The organism is Corynebacterium striatum (assembly GCF_016728105.1).
Classification (GTDB): domain Bacteria; phylum Actinomycetota; class Actinomycetes; order Mycobacteriales; family Mycobacteriaceae; genus Corynebacterium; species Corynebacterium striatum.
The window spans coordinates 126,244-141,156 of the sequence record NZ_CP068158.1 but is presented as its reverse complement, the minus strand read 5'-3'; the positions used below and the strand labels follow the sequence as shown (position 1 = coordinate 141,156).

Annotated in this window: 14 protein-coding genes; 9 read left to right on the top strand and 5 right to left on the bottom strand. The window is 59.1% G+C overall.

Annotation, left to right across the window (positions count from 1 at the left end; all coding sequences use genetic code 11):
* Positions 1–52 precede the first annotated feature (52 nt).
* The 5 genes from I6I72_RS00675 to mptB form a co-directional block, all read right to left on the bottom strand.
* Complete coding sequence (locus I6I72_RS00675) at positions 53–1,024, bottom strand: quinone oxidoreductase family protein (RefSeq protein WP_049151703.1); 972 nt, start codon at positions 1,022–1,024, stop codon at positions 53–55.
* Positions 1,025–1,126: 102 nt separating this feature from the next.
* Positions 1,127–2,134, bottom strand: a complete 1,008-nt coding sequence (locus tag I6I72_RS00670) for a COX15/CtaA family protein (RefSeq protein WP_049151702.1) — start codon at positions 2,132–2,134, stop codon at positions 1,127–1,129.
* 78 nt (positions 2,135–2,212) lie between these two features.
* Positions 2,213–2,974 carry an ABC transporter permease gene (locus I6I72_RS00665; protein WP_034657510.1) on the bottom strand — a complete coding sequence of 254 codons (762 nt, stop codon included), beginning with the start codon at positions 2,972–2,974 and terminating at the stop codon, positions 2,213–2,215.
* A gap of 5 nt (positions 2,975–2,979) precedes the next feature.
* On the bottom strand, positions 2,980–3,909 hold the full coding sequence (locus tag I6I72_RS00660) for an ABC transporter ATP-binding protein (RefSeq protein ID WP_049062379.1): 930 nt from the start codon (positions 3,907–3,909) through the stop codon (positions 2,980–2,982).
* A 6-nt stretch (positions 3,910–3,915) separates the two neighbouring features.
* Positions 3,916–5,628 (bottom strand): polyprenol phosphomannose-dependent alpha 1,6 mannosyltransferase MptB, encoded by a 1,713-nt coding sequence (mptB, locus tag I6I72_RS00655; RefSeq protein WP_049062380.1) that lies wholly within the window; start codon positions 5,626–5,628, stop codon positions 3,916–3,918.
* 146 nt (positions 5,629–5,774) lie between these two features.
* Between mptB and I6I72_RS00650 the strand changes: the two genes are divergently transcribed.
* From I6I72_RS00650 to I6I72_RS00610, 9 genes are all read left to right on the top strand, one after another.
* Positions 5,775–6,458 carry a helix-turn-helix transcriptional regulator gene (locus I6I72_RS00650; protein ID WP_005531593.1) on the top strand — a complete coding sequence of 228 codons (684 nt, stop codon included), beginning with the start codon at positions 5,775–5,777 and terminating at the stop codon, positions 6,456–6,458.
* A gap of 16 nt (positions 6,459–6,474) precedes the next feature.
* Complete coding sequence (gene sufB, locus I6I72_RS00645) at positions 6,475–7,920, top strand: Fe-S cluster assembly protein SufB (protein WP_049062381.1); 1,446 nt, start codon at positions 6,475–6,477, stop codon at positions 7,918–7,920.
* Complete coding sequence (gene sufD, locus I6I72_RS00640) at positions 7,921–9,102, top strand: Fe-S cluster assembly protein SufD (protein WP_049062382.1); 1,182 nt, start codon at positions 7,921–7,923, stop codon at positions 9,100–9,102.
* Positions 9,103–9,128: 26 nt separating this feature from the next.
* Positions 9,129–9,887 carry a Fe-S cluster assembly ATPase SufC gene (gene sufC / locus I6I72_RS00635; protein WP_005531589.1) on the top strand — a complete coding sequence of 253 codons (759 nt, stop codon included), beginning with the start codon at positions 9,129–9,131 and terminating at the stop codon, positions 9,885–9,887.
* Between the two features lie 8 nt (positions 9,888–9,895).
* Positions 9,896–11,140, top strand: a complete 1,245-nt coding sequence (locus tag I6I72_RS00630) for a cysteine desulfurase (RefSeq protein WP_046645958.1) — start codon at positions 9,896–9,898, stop codon at positions 11,138–11,140.
* Positions 11,141–11,590 carry a Fe-S cluster assembly sulfur transfer protein SufU gene (sufU, locus tag I6I72_RS00625; RefSeq protein ID WP_049062383.1) on the top strand — a complete coding sequence of 150 codons (450 nt, stop codon included), beginning with the start codon at positions 11,141–11,143 and terminating at the stop codon, positions 11,588–11,590.
* Positions 11,591–11,998 (top strand): metal-sulfur cluster assembly factor, encoded by a 408-nt coding sequence (locus I6I72_RS00620; RefSeq protein WP_005531583.1) that lies wholly within the window; start codon positions 11,591–11,593, stop codon positions 11,996–11,998.
* A 122-nt stretch (positions 11,999–12,120) separates the two neighbouring features.
* Positions 12,121–13,752 carry an ABC-F family ATP-binding cassette domain-containing protein gene (locus tag I6I72_RS00615; protein WP_049062384.1) on the top strand — a complete coding sequence of 544 codons (1,632 nt, stop codon included), beginning with the start codon at positions 12,121–12,123 and terminating at the stop codon, positions 13,750–13,752.
* A 144-nt stretch (positions 13,753–13,896) separates the two neighbouring features.
* A complete protein-coding gene (locus I6I72_RS00610; RefSeq protein ID WP_049062385.1) occupies positions 13,897–14,835 on the top strand; it encodes a nucleoside hydrolase in 939 nt (312 codons plus the stop codon).
* Positions 14,836–14,913: the final 78 nt, after the last annotated feature.

Below are 14,913 nucleotides of genomic sequence, written 5' to 3'. Positions count from 1 at the left end.
CCGTACGTTAAGTACCGCCGTACGTTAAGTACGGCGCCATAAAGTTTCTGCGCTAGTTGTCCTCGCGCACGCGCAGGACAATCGAGCCGGTGGTCTTGCGGGCGTGCATGTCCCGGTGAGCCTGAGCGGCGTCCTCGAGGGGATAAGAGGCGGTCACGTTGAAGGTGACGTCGCCGTCTGTGACGGCTTGGACGACTGCCTGTGCACGCATCTGGAACTCGCCCTCCTGAGCGGTCCAAGCACCCAGCGAAGGACGTGTCAGGAAGATGGAGCCATGCTTGTTGAGCAACTGTGGGTCCATGGGCGGGACGGGGCCGGATGCGGCACCAAACAGAGCCACGGTGCCGCGTGGACGGACAACCTCAAGGGACTCGTTGAAGGTGTCTTTGCCGACGCCATCGTAGACGACGTCGACTCCGCGGCCGCCGTTGAAGCGGCGCACTTGCTCCGCCAGGCCCTCACCGTAGCGGAATACTTGGTCCGCACCAGCTTCGTAGGAGAGCTGTTCCTTTTCATCGGTGGAGACGACCGTGTAGACGGTGGCCCCCAGCGCCTTGGCCATCTGGGTCAAGATGAGGCCAACGCCGCCAGCGCCGGCAGTAATCAGGCAGGAGGCGCCCTCGCCGAGCTGGTAGACACCATTAGCCAGGTAATGAGCCGTCATGCCCTGCAAGAGCATTGACCCTGCAACCTCTGGTGGGAAGTCATCAGGCACGGCAACAATGCGGTCGCGGGATACGCAGACCTGTTCAGCGTAGGAACCAAAAGCATGGTCCCAAGCGACCATGGTTCCCTCGGCGATTTCTCCCTTTGGGTCGTGAACGACTCGGCCTGTGCCTTCAAGTCCAAGCACGAATGGTGTGGCGGCGTTGTAGATTCCTTCGCGGTAGTAGGTATCGATGTAGTTGACGCCGGCAACGATGACGTCGACAAGCACCTGATCCTCAGTGGGAGTGGGGGCCGGGACCTCGACATACTCGAGAACTTCTGGGCCGCCAGTCTGGTTGACCTGAATTGCGTACATATACAAAGGCTATCCCAGCGCGGCCTGTATATGCAGCAAAACCGCCCTCCGAGGGGGTGGCCCGAAGAGCGGAATGAAGATGCTAGCGGCTTGCTAACTTTGTCAACGCTGCGCCAACGCTGCTCGACGCGCAGCGTACTTTTCTTCGGCAGCGGGGGAACCTGTCACAAGGTTCTCCGAACCACCAGTACGACGTAATCCATGTGCCCAGAGCAGGGCGGTAAAGGCGGTAACCACCGAAGACATGCCGATGTGGATTGGAACAGTCCAGCGTGGGATGTGCATGTAGAACTGAGCTACGCCGATGCCCCATTGGACCAAGATGCAGGCGATGAGCACCCAGCCCGCCTTCTTGGCCAGCTCGGAGGCGCGGAAGCGGTAGAGCATGAAGACGACGATGAGCGTCAAGGCCAAGTAGGCGTACATGCACATAGCGTGTACGACAGCCATGAATTCAGTGTCGACGTTAAGGCGACCTTCCATGCCTACGCCATCGTCGCCGGAGTGAACTCCGGAGCCGGTAACCATGGTGCCGGTGGTCAATACGACTGCCAGGGCGATGGTTGCCATCGCTGCCATGACGCGGATTGCCTGCGGGAACATACGGGTAGGAGTTCCATCGTCAGGCTCCAGGATGCGGGAGTAGAGCATTGCAGCCAGCCACACCAAGATCATGGACGGCAGGAAGTGCAGCGCCACAGCCCACCAGTTGAGCTTTAGGAACACGGAAATGGCGCCGATGACGGCCTGGACCATAACGCCGGCGAGGTTGAGCCAGGCATAGACCTTTAGCTCGGTACGGCGACGAGCCATGTGCATGGCGACGATGGCGGCCACGGCTGCGGCGGAAACCACGAAGGTAAGCAGGCGGTTACCAAACTCGATGAGCTGGTGGATCCACGGCGCCGCGCCGGACAGCGGAACCAGCGAACCCGGGTGGCACTCCGGCCAGGTGATACAGCCAAGGCCCGAACCAGTAACGCGGACAATAGCGCCCGATACCGTGATGCCACCCTGGCAGATGAGCAGAATCAGTGCGATGAGGCGCTGCTGCTTATTCGTGGGCGTCGCCTCGCGGAAGAACGTCGTTACTTTATTACCGGAATTCACGTTAAAAAGACTACCGCGCGGGTGTGCTCGAAACGAAACCCTTCACGCTGGAAACCGGGAAAAAGACAAAAGTCACATTTAGCCTTCGAAACGGAACCAACGGACCGCTGCAAACGACGCCGCCCCGGCCCATGCGATAAGGACCAACAGTTCCTGCCAAGGAAACATGTTGTTGAAGGCATCGTTTAGCGCACTTGCCATAGCGACCGTAGGAACGAGCGTAAGAAGCCCATCATTGCCGAGGCCCTGGGAATACATGGCCCAACCGACAACACCCATGAGAATGAACCAAATGAGGTTCGCCACCGCGAGGACCATCTCGGAGCTCAGGGTTCCGCCGAGCAGCAAACCTAGTGCAGTAAAGGAAGCCACACCCAGCACGAGGGTAAACAAGGCGAGCACGATCCCCGAGAGGCCAACACGCAGCCCTAGCAGAAAAGCAACACCACCCAGCACGACCACCTGTAGAACCACCATGGAAAAGACCGCGGCAATCTTGCCCGCGATGATTGTCCATGCGGGTACACCGGAGGCGCCGGTTCTCTTCAGCGCCCCGTAGCGGCGGTCAAAGGCAAGAGAAATAGCCTGACCCGTAAATCCCGAACTGGTGGAGGCCACAGCCAAGACCATGGGGAAAACTTCCTTGAGTCCCTGGCCGGTGACGCTCTCCATGCGGGCCGCACCGATAAGGAGCGCGAGCGGAATGACGATGCTGAGCAGCTGTTGCTCGCCGTGGCGAAGCATCAGCTTTGACTCGATAGCTCCCTGTGCCCGGGCCATAGCCCATACGCTGGCGCGCTGCGGATTGGGAGTGAAAGTTCCTGGTTCAAAACGTGACATGGTTCTTAACTCCTCAGCTCGCGGCCGGTGATGTCAAGGAAGACGTCCTCAAGATTGCGGTGTGTGGTGTCGAGGCTGCGCAAGGTCACGGATTGTCGTGCCAACTCTTGCGCTAGGCGGGCGATGACCTCCGGGGTGGCCGGAGTCTCGACGCGGTAGTGCAGTGGGCGGGTGGCATCCGTAGGAAGATCTGCCGCACGCAGCGCTGCGAGGTCAACTTCGGTCGAGGTCTCAAAGCTAATGAGTGGAGACCCCGTGGATTCCATCAGCTCGGCGGTGGTGCCTTGAGCCACCATGTGTCCGTGATCAATGATGACCACTCTGTCGGCAAGCGCCTCCGCTTCATCCATCAGGTGGGTAGTTAGGATAGTGGTCACGCCGTCTGCGCGCAGCGCACGAATGAGATCCCACACAGCTAGCCGCGACTGCGCGTCGAGACCTGCGGTGGGTTCGTCTAGGAAGACCAGCTCCGGCCTGCCAATGATGGCTAGCGCCAAGGAAAGTCGCTGCTGCTGACCGCCGGAGAGACGGCGGTAGGTGTTCTTCTCGAGCCCCTTGAGTCCTAGCTTCTCGATGAGCCAATCCGGGTCGAGGGGGTTGGCACTGTACTTCGCGCTAAGCTGTAGCATCTCGCGGACGCGAATTCCGGAATAAGAGCCACCACCTTGCAGCATGATTCCGATGCGCTCCCGTACGGCATCGGGACTTGTGCTGGGGTCGAGGCCAAGGACACGAATGCTCCCCGACGTCGGCTTCTTAAAGCCCTCGCACATCTCGATAGTCGTGGTCTTACCCGCACCATTGGGGCCCAGCAGACACAGCATTTCTCCACGATTCACATGGAAGCTGAGCCCGTCTACGGCTCTTTTGTCCCCGTAGGTTTTGACTACGTCCGTCAGCTCGAGAGCTGGGGATCCATCGAAAGTTGTATTCACGAAGGACTAGTTTAGGACACTAATTCTTGAGCGACGTAATAGGAGAGTCCACAGCCTCATGACCACGACGTATGCAGCAATTGCGGAAATATAGATGACAGCGATCGTGCCCGGCGGGAGGCCAAGGCCGCGCGGGAGAACGAAGAAGCTCATCCCAGCCGAATAAATCACCACAGTGAGGCGGAAGATGAGCCGGTTAGCCCAAGCCGCAAGCGGCAACACCGCCCAGAGGATGTACCACGGGTGGACCACAGGGAAGAAAACGACTAACACAAGCGTCGAGATTCCCAGACCGCCAATCGGATGGATGCTTCCGCGGTACGTTGCAAGGAGCATGCGGAACATGAATCCGGTGGCGATGAGCACGCCTACCGCGCGGGTAAAGGAGAGGATTGCCTCAGTGTGGTCGCCCAAACCCAAAAGCATCCCTAGGAAGCCGGCGCCGACGCCCACGGCGGTACTAGAGGAAAGCCAAGAGCGAATGCTTGCGGCACCACCTTGGCCCGTGATCCAGCCCAGTCCGATGCCGGATGCAAGTGTGACGATGCCGATGGACAGGATGAGGATGCCGAGTTGGACTGCGGTTGCGCTAGCTATGGCACCCAGGCTGGATTTACCGCGCCGCAGCATCAACACTCGGGCCAGGGCCATGCCCACAAAACCCAAGCCGATAAAGCCCGTCACCTTGACCATGCCTGCGCAAGAAATGAGCAGGCCCGAGGCCAAGAAATAGAACCACACGGGTCTTCCACCCAACTTATCGACCCCGCGCAGGCCCAGTTCCACGCCCACGAGTGCCAGCCCCAACATCACCGACTCGTTATGAATACCGCCCACTAGGTGCAAGGTAGTCAGTGGGTTCAAGATACCCAGCCAAAGCGCTGATTCTGGAGAAACTCGGCAGCGACGTGCCAGCTGCGAGGTCGCCCATCCCGCTGCAATGATGCCCGCCAACGAGAGAATACGATGCGCAATAACACCGAGGATGATCGAGTTATGCGTGAGCAAGCTAACTATGGCCGCGAGGCCCAGTGCCACAGGGCCATAGGGCGAGGGCGAGTTGGCCCAGATGAATGGAACCGAGCGCGCTAGTGGGTCCTCCGATCCCAATAACTGAACGGGGCCTGCTGAATAGGGATCGAGCCCCTGGGCCACGATGGAGCCATTAGCAAGGTAGGAATAAATATCCTGCGTAAACAGGGGAGCGGTGAAAATGAGTGGGATGACCCAACCCGCCCACGTTCGCCAGAGCTGGCTTTGGGTTAGCAAGCGTCGAGGTTTTATGCCACGGGCACCGCGTAGTGGCGTCCCCACGAAAGGTGCGATGAGTACCCATGCGGTCACCATGAGCCCGACACCCAAAAAGACCAATGCTGAGGCCGACTGCAGCATGCGAGACATTAAAGAGCCGAATGGAACGTTGTCATAAGGATTACCCACCACGGGGAGAGCGCCCGCCCCCAGGCCGCCAACCGCGATAAGGATTGCGCCAAGTGTTCCCATCCAACGCAGGACGAAAAAGGCGCGTAGTTGATTAATAGAGGTGCGCGGGCGAACCTCAGGATCGTCGGGGAGCAGGTCATATAGGGCGTCGGAAAGCGAGCCCCTCGTTGCATCATCTGAATCAGCGTGCAGTTGCGCGGAACGAGAACCCGCACTGCCAAAACGCGGGAGGTCCTCGCGGACACCCGTTAGGAAGGCAGTGAGACGCTGTTTCATAAAGAAACACTTTAGCGGGCCTTCTGTTCAAACGGGGGTGAAGGTACGCCACGCCGGGACCAGCGCTGGTGGAAATTGGGAATGAATTAGGGAACACTAGTGTTGTCTAAAAATAGACGTTCGTTTTTAACAAGGAGGTGCAGCACATGGTCACAGATAAAGAGACCCGAACCACCGAGGGCGATACCCGCCGCCAGGTCATGCTTCTCCTCCTCAAGGACGGCCCGGTGACGGCGTCGTACCTCGGCGAGCGCCTAGGTCTTTCGGCCGCCGGAATTCGCCGGCACTTAGACATTCTGGTGGAAGAAGAGCTAACAGAGGTTGTCCATCGCCGGCCCCATTCTGCCGGGCGTGGCCGCCCTGCCAAGCATTTCCGCCTCACCGACCGTGGGCGTGCGCAATTTGGTCATGCTTACGACGCGCTTGCTTCCGATGCCCTGGACGCCCTGCGCGCGGCCGGCGGTGCCGAGGCAGTGCGTAGCTTTGCCAAAGCACGTTTCGAGAAACTTCTGGCAGACGTTAAACCACTTGTGCGGGATGACGAGTCTGTAAAGGAAGTGGCGAAGAAACTCGCTGAGGTTCTTGATGAACATGGTTACGCTGCCACGGTAAATAGTGCGGGCAACGGTGTGCAGATTTGCCAGCACCATTGCCCCGTAGCCCACGTGGCTGCGGAACATCCGGAGTTGTGTGAGGCTGAGCAGGAAGTCTTTTCTGCCCTATTAGGTAAACACGTGCAGCCCTTGGCTTCCATTGCGGATGGCCACGGAATCTGCACCACAAACATCCCCTTGACTCCGGTCAGCCCTGACCGGAAAACAAATCTTTAGACGAAAGGAGCGGGTTATGACTCAGGCACAACCAGCACCAGGCCTCGAGACCAAGATGAGTGATGACGAGATCATCTCTTCCATCGGCGGTTACGAGTACGGCTGGCACGATTCCGACGAAGCGGGTCAGGCAGCTCACCGAGGACTCAGCGAGGACGTTGTCCGCGATATCTCTGAGAAGAAGAACGAGCCGGAGTGGATGCTGGAATCCCGGCTGAAGGCGCTGCGCATCTTTAACAAGAAGCCGGTTCCAACGTGGGGCCCGGATCTCTCCGCTATCGACTTCGACAACATCAAGTACTTCGTCCGTTCCACGGAGAAGCAGGCCCAGACGTGGGATGACCTTCCCGCCGACATTAAGGAAACCTACGACAAGCTCGGCATTCCGGATGCAGAGAAAAAGCGTCTGGTCTCTGGTGTTGCGGCTCAGTACGAGTCTGAGGTGGTCTACCACAAGATCCGTGAAGACCTTGAAGCACAGGGCGTCATCTTCGTCGACACTGACACTGCAGTTAAGGAGTACCCGGAGATCCTCCAGGAGTACTTCGGCACCGTTATTCCGGCAGGCGACAACAAGTTCTCCGCACTGAACAACGCCTGTTGGTCCGGCGGCTCCTTCGTCTACGTCCCGAAGGGCGTTCACGTGGACATCCCGCTCCAGGCTTATTTCCGCATCAACACGGAGAACATGGGTCAGTTCGAGCGCACCCTCATCATCGTTGAGGAAGACGCTTACGTTCACTACATCGAGGGCTGCACCGCTCCGATTTACAACTCGGACTCCCTGCACACCGGCGTTATCGAGATTGTGGTCAAGAAGGGCGGACGTTGCCGTTACACCACCATCCAGAACTGGTCCACCAACGTCTACAACCTAGTTACCCAGCGTGCCAAGGTCGAAGAGGGCGGCACCATGGAATGGGTCGATGGCAACATCGGTTCCAAGGTCACCATGAAGTACCCGTCCTGCTGGCTGACTGGTGAGCACGCTAAAGGCGAGGTCCTCTCCCTGGCTTTCGCTGGCGAGGGTCAGGTCCAGGACACCGGTTCCAAGATGGTTCACATGGCACCGCGTACTTCCTCCAACATCGTGTCGAAGTCCGTTGCCCGCAACGGTGGCCGCGCTGCCTATCGTGGCTTGGTGCAGGTCAACGCGAACGCCTCCAACTCCACCGCGAACGTCGAGTGCGACGCACTGCTCGTGGACAACAACTCGCGTTCGGATACCTACCCGTATAACGACATCCGCAACGATCACGTGACCCTCGGCCACGAGGCAACTGTCTCCCAGGTCTCTGAGGAGCAGCTGTTCTACCTCATGTCCCGCGGCATTGCGGAAGAGGAGGCAATGGCGATGATCGTGCGCGGCTTCGTGGAGCCAATCGCGAAGGAGCTCCCGATGGAGTACGCCCTCGAGCTCAACCGCCTTATTGAACTACAGATGGAAGGATCGGTGGGCTAAGTGGTTGCCTCCAACGAATTCAATCCGGCTGACGTCACGAAGGGTGACCAGTTCACCTCGTTTAACGTCGATGACTTCCCGGTTCCACACGGCCGCGACGAGGTCTGGCGCTTCATCGCGCTGCGCCACCTGCGCGGTCTGCACAACGGCGAGTTCGCACCGGCCGTTGCACAGAAGATTTCCGTAACCACCCCAGCAGGCGTGTCGACTGAGACTGTTGCTCCCGATGACGCCCGCTTGGGCACCGCTGGCGCTCCTGCCGATCGCGTTGCCGCGCAGGCATGGACATCCATGCCGGAGGCACAGATCGTGACCATCGATGCGGATGCACAGGTCAACGACCCCGTCGAGATCACCATCACCGGTGCAGGCGAGGGAGTCACCTCCTTTGGTGCTACTTCCATTCAGGTTGGCCACCACGCAGAGGCCACCGTCGTGCTCAAGTACGTCGGTTCCGGCACCCATGCTGACAACGTTGAATTCCTGCTTGGCGACGGCGCCAACGTCACCGTTGTTGTCGACGCTGATTGGGAAGACAACGCGGTACACCTGGGCCACCAGGTCGCCTCCATGGGTCGAGATTCTGTTCTGCGCCATAACACCGCCATCTTCGGCGGCGAGATCGTGCGCATCGTTCCACGCGTTGCCTTCACAGCTCCTGGCGGCGACGCTGAGATGCTCGGTGTCTACTTCGCAGATGCTGGACAGTACTTTGAGAACCGTCTGCTGGTGGACCACTCCGTGCCGAACTGCCGTTCCCGTGTGTTCTACAAGGGTGCCCTGCAGGGCACCAACCAGGCTGACGGCACCGTCGAATCTGGACGCAAAGAAGCCCGTACCTGCTGGGTCGGTGACGTTCTGATCCGCCAGGATGCAAACAACACCGATACCTACGAGACCAACAACAATCTCATCCTTACTGAAGGCGCACGCGCCGATGCGATCCCGAACCTGGAGATCCAGACCGGTGAGATCGTGGGTGCAGGCCACGCCGCAACCGTAGGCCGCTTCGATGATCTTGAGGTCTTCTACCTCATGTCCCGCGGTATTCCGGCTGCCGAGGCACGCCGACTCATCATCCGCGGCTTCTTCTCCGAGGTCATTTCCCGTATTCCGGTTGAGTCCTTGCGCGAGGATCTGGAAACCCGCGTCATTGACGAGCTCGAAAAAATCAACGCTTAACAATCCCCGAAAGCAGGTATAACTCAATGTCTACCCTGGAAATTAAGAACCTCCACGCGCAGGTCCTCCCGAACGACGAGAACGGCGAGCCTAAGGAAATCCTCAAGGGCGTTAACCTCACCATCAACTCCGGCGAGACCCACGCTGTCATGGGCCCTAACGGCTCCGGTAAGTCCACCTTGTCCTACGTCATCGCCGGCCATCCGAAGTACGAAGTAACCGAGGGCGAGATCCTGCTCGACGGCGAAAACATCCTCGAGATGGAAGTTGACGAGCGCGCTCGCGCTGGCCTCTTCCTGGCTATGCAGTACCCAACCGAGGTCCCGGGCGTCAAGATGGCTCAGTTCATGCGCTCCGCTGTCACCGCTGTCCGCGGTGAGGCTCCGAAGCTGCGCGAGTGGAACAAGGAACTAACCGAGGCTCGCGAGAAGCTCTCCATCGATAAGTCCTTCGCACACCGAGCTGTTAACGAGGGCTTCTCCGGTGGTGAGAAGAAGCGCCACGAGGTTATGCAGCTGGATCTGCTGAAGCCTAAGTTCGCCATCATGGATGAAACCGATTCCGGCCTCGACGTCGACGCTCTGCGCGTTGTTTCTGAGGGCATCAACCGCTTCCAGGAGGAAACCAACGGCGGCATCCTGATGATCACCCACTACAAGCGCATTCTCAACTACGTCAAGCCTGACTTTGTGCACGTCTTTGCCAACGGCCAGGTCATCAAGACCGGCGGCGCAGAGCTCGCTGACCAGCTCGAAGAGTCCGGCTACGATCAGTTTGTTAAGTAAGAAGGCTAATGTCTAACTTCGATGTAACTGCCATTAGGAAGCAGTTCCCGATCCTCGAGCGCACCGTGCGCGGCGATAAGCCGCTGGTGTACCTCGACTCGGGAGCTACCTCCCAAAGGCCACTGCCAGTTTGGAAGGCGGAGGAGGAGTTCGTGCTTGGCACGAATGCTCCAGTCCACCGTGGTTCCTACCAGCTGGCCGAAGAGGCCGACGATGCTTACGAGTCTGCTCGCCAGGCCATCGCTGCCTTCGTTGGCGCCGACCGTGACGAGATTGCGTTCACCAAGAACGCAACGGAGGCCCTCAATGAGGTTGCCTACACGCTGTCGGATGAGCGTGCAGGTGATCTCTATGTAGGGGAGGGCGACACCGTCGTCGTCACCGAGCTCGAGCACCACGCGAACCTCGTCCCATGGCAGGAACTGTGCCAGCGCACCGGCGCCACGCTGAAGTGGTACTCGATGACCGAAGACGGCCGCATCGACCTCGATTCCCTCGAGCTTGATGAGAGCGTCAAGGTCGTCGCGTTCACGCACCAGTCCAATGTCACGGGTGCAATCGCTGACGTCGAAGAACTGGTTCGCCGCGCTCGTGCCGTAAACGCTCTCGTCGTCTTGGATGCCTGCCAGTCAGTTCCGCACATGGCCGTGGACTTCCACGCGCTCGACGTGGACTTCGCTGCCTTCTCGGGACACAAGATGTGCGGCCCGAATGGTGTCGGCGTGCTCTACGGAAAGGCAGAGCTGTTGGAAAAGCTCCCGCCATTCCTGACCGGCGGCTCCATGATCGAAGTCGTCCGAATGGAAAAGAGCACCTTTGCAGCCCCGCCTACTCGCTTTGAGGCGGGTACGCAGATGACCAGCCAGGTCGTGGGCCTTGGCGCAGCCGTCAAGTTCCTGAGCGAAGTGGGCATGGCAAACATCCACGCCCACGAGCAGAAGCTCACTGCTCGCGCACTGGAAGGCTTAAAGCAGATCCCTGGTCTGCGCATCGTTGGTCCAACCACCACCGAGCAACGCGGTGGTGCCATCTCCTTCGTGGTTGACGGTATCCACCCGCATGACCTGGGTCAGGTGCTCGATTCGCACGGTGTTTCCATCCGTACTGGCCACCACTGCGCGTGGCCGCTGCATCGTGCGGGCAACATCAACTCGACTGCCCGCGCTAGCTTCTACCTCTACAACACTGAGGAAGAAGTGGACAAGCTCATCGAAGCCGTCAAGGCTGCACGCGAATTCTTTGGAGTGGAGTAAATGAATCTAGATTCCATGTACCAGGATGTCATCCTGGACCACTATAAGAACCCGAAGTTCGCTGGCCTGCGCGAGGGCCAGTCTGAGGTCCACCACGTCAATCCGTCCTGCGGGGACGAGATCACCTTGCGCGTAAAGCTTTCCGCAGATGGCAAGACCGTTGAGGATGTCTCTTATGAGGCAGAGGGCTGCTCCATTTCGCAGGCCTCGACTTCTGTGATGGCTGAGGAAATCATTGGCAAATCTTTGTCTGAGGCCAAAGAAAAGCTCGAAGAGTTTGAGAAGATGGTGACCTCCCGTGGCGAAGTCGAAGGCGATGATGAAATCATCGGCGACGGTGTTGCTTTCGGCGGCGTCGCAAAGTTCCCCGCCCGCGTTAAATGCGCTCTCCTCGGATGGAAGGCCTTCCAGGCCGCATCCGTGGAAGCGCTCAATGAACTGGAGAAATAAATGTCTGACCCAGTAGATCCATACCAGGATGCCAACGCCAACTTCGATGGCGGCGGCGACCGTCCGCCCCAAACCGAGGCACAGATTGCCAAGGTCTTCGACATCACCGAGTACATGCGTGACGTCATTGACCCGGAGCTCGGTATCAACGTGGTTGATCTGGGCCTGGTCTATGACGTCTGGCTCGAGGACGTCGACGGCAAGGAGACAGCGATGATCAACATGACGCTGACCTCGCCGGCCTGCCCGCTTACCGATGTCATTGGTGAGCAGGTTGAAGACGCAGTGGTGGGCAACAAGCTTGCCGACGCCGTCCAGATCAACTGGGTCTGGATGCCGCCATGGGGTCCGAATATGATTACCGAGGAAGGCCGAGAGATGCTGCAGGCTTTGGGCTTTGCAGTCTAAGCGAGTAATTTAAACTTCCACATCCTGATAAGTCCCGCTGCCGAATGGCCGCGGGACTCTTCTTGTTTTCTGGTTTTGGCTCAGCTATGACCTGTTAGCGCCGGTTGATAGACTGATTCCTCGTGATTGTGACCAATGATTTCGAGGTGCGCGTGGGCGCACGTACGCTTCTCGACGCTCCCGGCCAGCACCTGCGAGTGCAGCCGGGTGACCGCATCGGGCTGGTCGGACGCAACGGTGCAGGCAAGACCACCACGATGCGCATCCTGGCAGGGGAGACCGAGCCCTATGGCGGCTCTGTCACGCGTTCCGGCCCCATTGGTTACCTGCCACAGGACTCCCGTGAAGGCAATATCGAGATCACCGCGCGAGAGCGCGTTCTCTCCGCCCGCGGTTTGGACGAGATCAAGCGTCGTATGGCAAAGCAGCAGGAGCTGATGGAGACTGCCACGGATGAGAAGTTCCGCGACAAAGCCATCCGCAAGTATTCCCGCCTGGAGGAGGAGTACCACGCTCTTGGCGGATACGAAGCCGACGCCGAGTGTGCGCAGATTTGCGACAACTTAGGATTGCCGCAGCGCATCCTTGACCAGCAGTTGAAGACTCTCTCCGGCGGTCAGCGCCGCCGCGTGGAGCTTGCGCAGATCCTCTTCGCAGCGTCGACTGGCTCGGGCAAATCCCAGACCACCTTGCTGTTGGATGAGCCGACTAACCACTTGGATGCTGACTCCATTACGTGGCTGCGCGGCTTCTTGTCCAAGCACGAGGGCGGCCTCATTATGATCTCTCACGATGTGGACCTCCTTGAGGCTGTGTGCAACAAGATCTGGTTCCTTGATGCGGTGCGCGCCGAGGCCGACATTTACAACATGGGATTCAAGAAGTACCTGGATGCGCGCGCTACCGACGAAGCTCGCCGCCGACGTGAGCGCGCCAATGCGGAGAAGAAGGCTTCGGCCCTACAGAAGCAGGCTGCCAAACTCGGCGCGAAGGCCACCAAGGCGGCCGCTGCCAAGCAGATGCTTGCCCGCGCGAACCGCATGATGAACCAACTGGACGAAGTGCGCGTGGCCGACAAGGTCGCGCACATTAAGTTCCCTGAGCCCGCGCCGTGCGGCAAGACCCCGCTGAACGCTAAGGGTCTTACCAAGATGTACGGTTCCTTGGAAGTCTTTGCCGGCGTCGATCTCGCCATCGACAAGGGCTCCCGCGTGGTTGTTCTCGGTTACAACGGCGCTGGTAAGACCACGTTGCTGAAGCTGCTTGCGGGAGTAGAACGCACCGACGGTGAGGGCGGCATTGTTTCCGGCCATGGTCTGCGTATCGGCTACTTCGCGCAAGAGCACGACAACATCGACGCGAACAAGACCGTGTGGGAGAACACCATTGAAGCTTGCCCGGACGCAGGCCAACAGGATCTCCGCGGCCTCCTCGGTGCCTTTATGTTCTCCGGCGACAAGCTGGAGCAACCCGCCGGTACCTTATCCGGTGGTGAGAAGACCCGCCTTTCGCTGGCAACCCTGGTGTCCTCGCGCGCAAACGTCTTGCTGCTGGATGAGCCGACCAACAACCTGGACCCGCAGTCTCGTGAGCAGGTGCTCGACGCACTTTCCACCTACACCGGCGCCGTCGTGTTGGTTACACACGACCCCGGTGCGGTCAAGGCGCTGAAGCCCGAGCGCGTCATCATCATGCCTGATGGCGATGAGGATCTATGGAACGACGAATACATGGAGATTGTTGAGCTCGCCTAAACATTGCAGTGTCGGACCAGATTGTGTTCATGGACGCAGGACGTATCGTAGAGACCGGCGAACCCAATGCGTTCTTTGACAACCCGCAGACGGAGCGCGCCCAGAAATTCCTCGATAACCTCGTCTTTTAGGAGTCTTTAGCCGATGACCACGCCCCGCATCCTGCTTGATTGCGATCCCGGAATTGATGACGCCCTTGCCCTCATTTATCTCGCGGCGCTTCACCACGTTGGCGAGATTGAACTCGTTGGTGTCACCACGACGGCCGGCAACATCGACGTCGACACCACTGCTCGCAACGCGGCGTTCATTCTCAGCGAATGCGGGCTAGGGGAGATTCCCGTGGCACCCGGCCACCCAGTTCCCTTGAAGGTTCCACTGGTAACGACCCCGGAAACCCATGGCCCAGCTGGCCTGGGCTACGTCACTGCCCCAGACTGGCACTCCGATTACAACTGGCGGGACCTGTGGAACAACTCTGTTGAACAGGGCGTGCAGCTCATCGTCACCGGTCCGCTCACCAATGCAGCGCTAGCCGGGGTGAGCAAGTTCAGCCAGATGACGGTGATGGGCGGCGCAGTAAACTACCGCGGCAACACCACGCCCACAGCGGAGTGGAACTTCTGGGTAGACCCGCATGCCGCAAAGCAGGTCTTTGCCGCCTTGCGCGAAAGCGACAGCCAAGCGACGCTGTGCTCACTGGAAGTGACCGAGCAGTTTCTCATCGCGCCGCCACGCTTGGAGCGACTCATCGCGGAGCTTGGCGAGCATCCGGTGGCCCGCCACCTTCCAGAGATCCTGCGCTTCTATTTCGAGTTCCATCAAGAGCAAGGGGAAGGCTACCAGGCTCAAATCCATGACCTGCTCACCTGCATGATCGCGCTCGGCAAGGTGGACTTCCTTAAGCACACCACCACCGTGGACGTGGAGGCTGAGTCGCAGTTGCTGCGCGGAACATCCGTAGCGGACCTACGGGGACATTGGGATGCACAGGCCAACGCACACGTGGTGACCGCCGTAGATATCGTAGGCGCGCACGCAGAGCTCACCCGTGCGGCCGGGATTTTGGCTCGTCGCGTTTAGTGCGCTTATTATTGATGGGCTGCCCGAGGTGACATAGGGCAGAATTTTGCCAACACTTTGTACATCTACTACTTCCCA

What these genes read in the sequence shown, in the direction of transcription:
- I6I72_RS00665 (WP_034657510.1), bottom strand. Translation starts at nt 2,974, where the DNA reads ATGTCACGTTTTGAACCAGGAACTTTCACTCCCAATCCGCAGCGCGCC.
- sufB (WP_049062381.1), top strand. Translation starts at nt 6,475, where the DNA reads ATGACTCAGGCACAACCAGCACCAGGCCTCGAGACCAAGATGAGTGAT.
- I6I72_RS00675 (WP_049151703.1), bottom strand. Translation starts at nt 1,024, where the DNA reads ATGTACGCAATTCAGGTCAACCAGACTGGCGGCCCAGAAGTTCTCGAG.
- sufU (WP_049062383.1), top strand. Translation starts at nt 11,141, where the DNA reads ATGAATCTAGATTCCATGTACCAGGATGTCATCCTGGACCACTATAAG.
- I6I72_RS00610 (WP_049062385.1), top strand. Translation starts at nt 13,897, where the DNA reads ATGACCACGCCCCGCATCCTGCTTGATTGCGATCCCGGAATTGATGAC.
- I6I72_RS00630 (WP_046645958.1), top strand. Translation starts at nt 9,896, where the DNA reads ATGTCTAACTTCGATGTAACTGCCATTAGGAAGCAGTTCCCGATCCTC.
- I6I72_RS00620 (WP_005531583.1), top strand. Translation starts at nt 11,591, where the DNA reads ATGTCTGACCCAGTAGATCCATACCAGGATGCCAACGCCAACTTCGAT.
- I6I72_RS00650 (WP_005531593.1), top strand. Translation starts at nt 5,775, where the DNA reads ATGGTCACAGATAAAGAGACCCGAACCACCGAGGGCGATACCCGCCGC.
- mptB (WP_049062380.1), bottom strand. Translation starts at nt 5,628, where the DNA reads ATGAAACAGCGTCTCACTGCCTTCCTAACGGGTGTCCGCGAGGACCTC.
- sufC (WP_005531589.1), top strand. Translation starts at nt 9,129, where the DNA reads ATGTCTACCCTGGAAATTAAGAACCTCCACGCGCAGGTCCTCCCGAAC.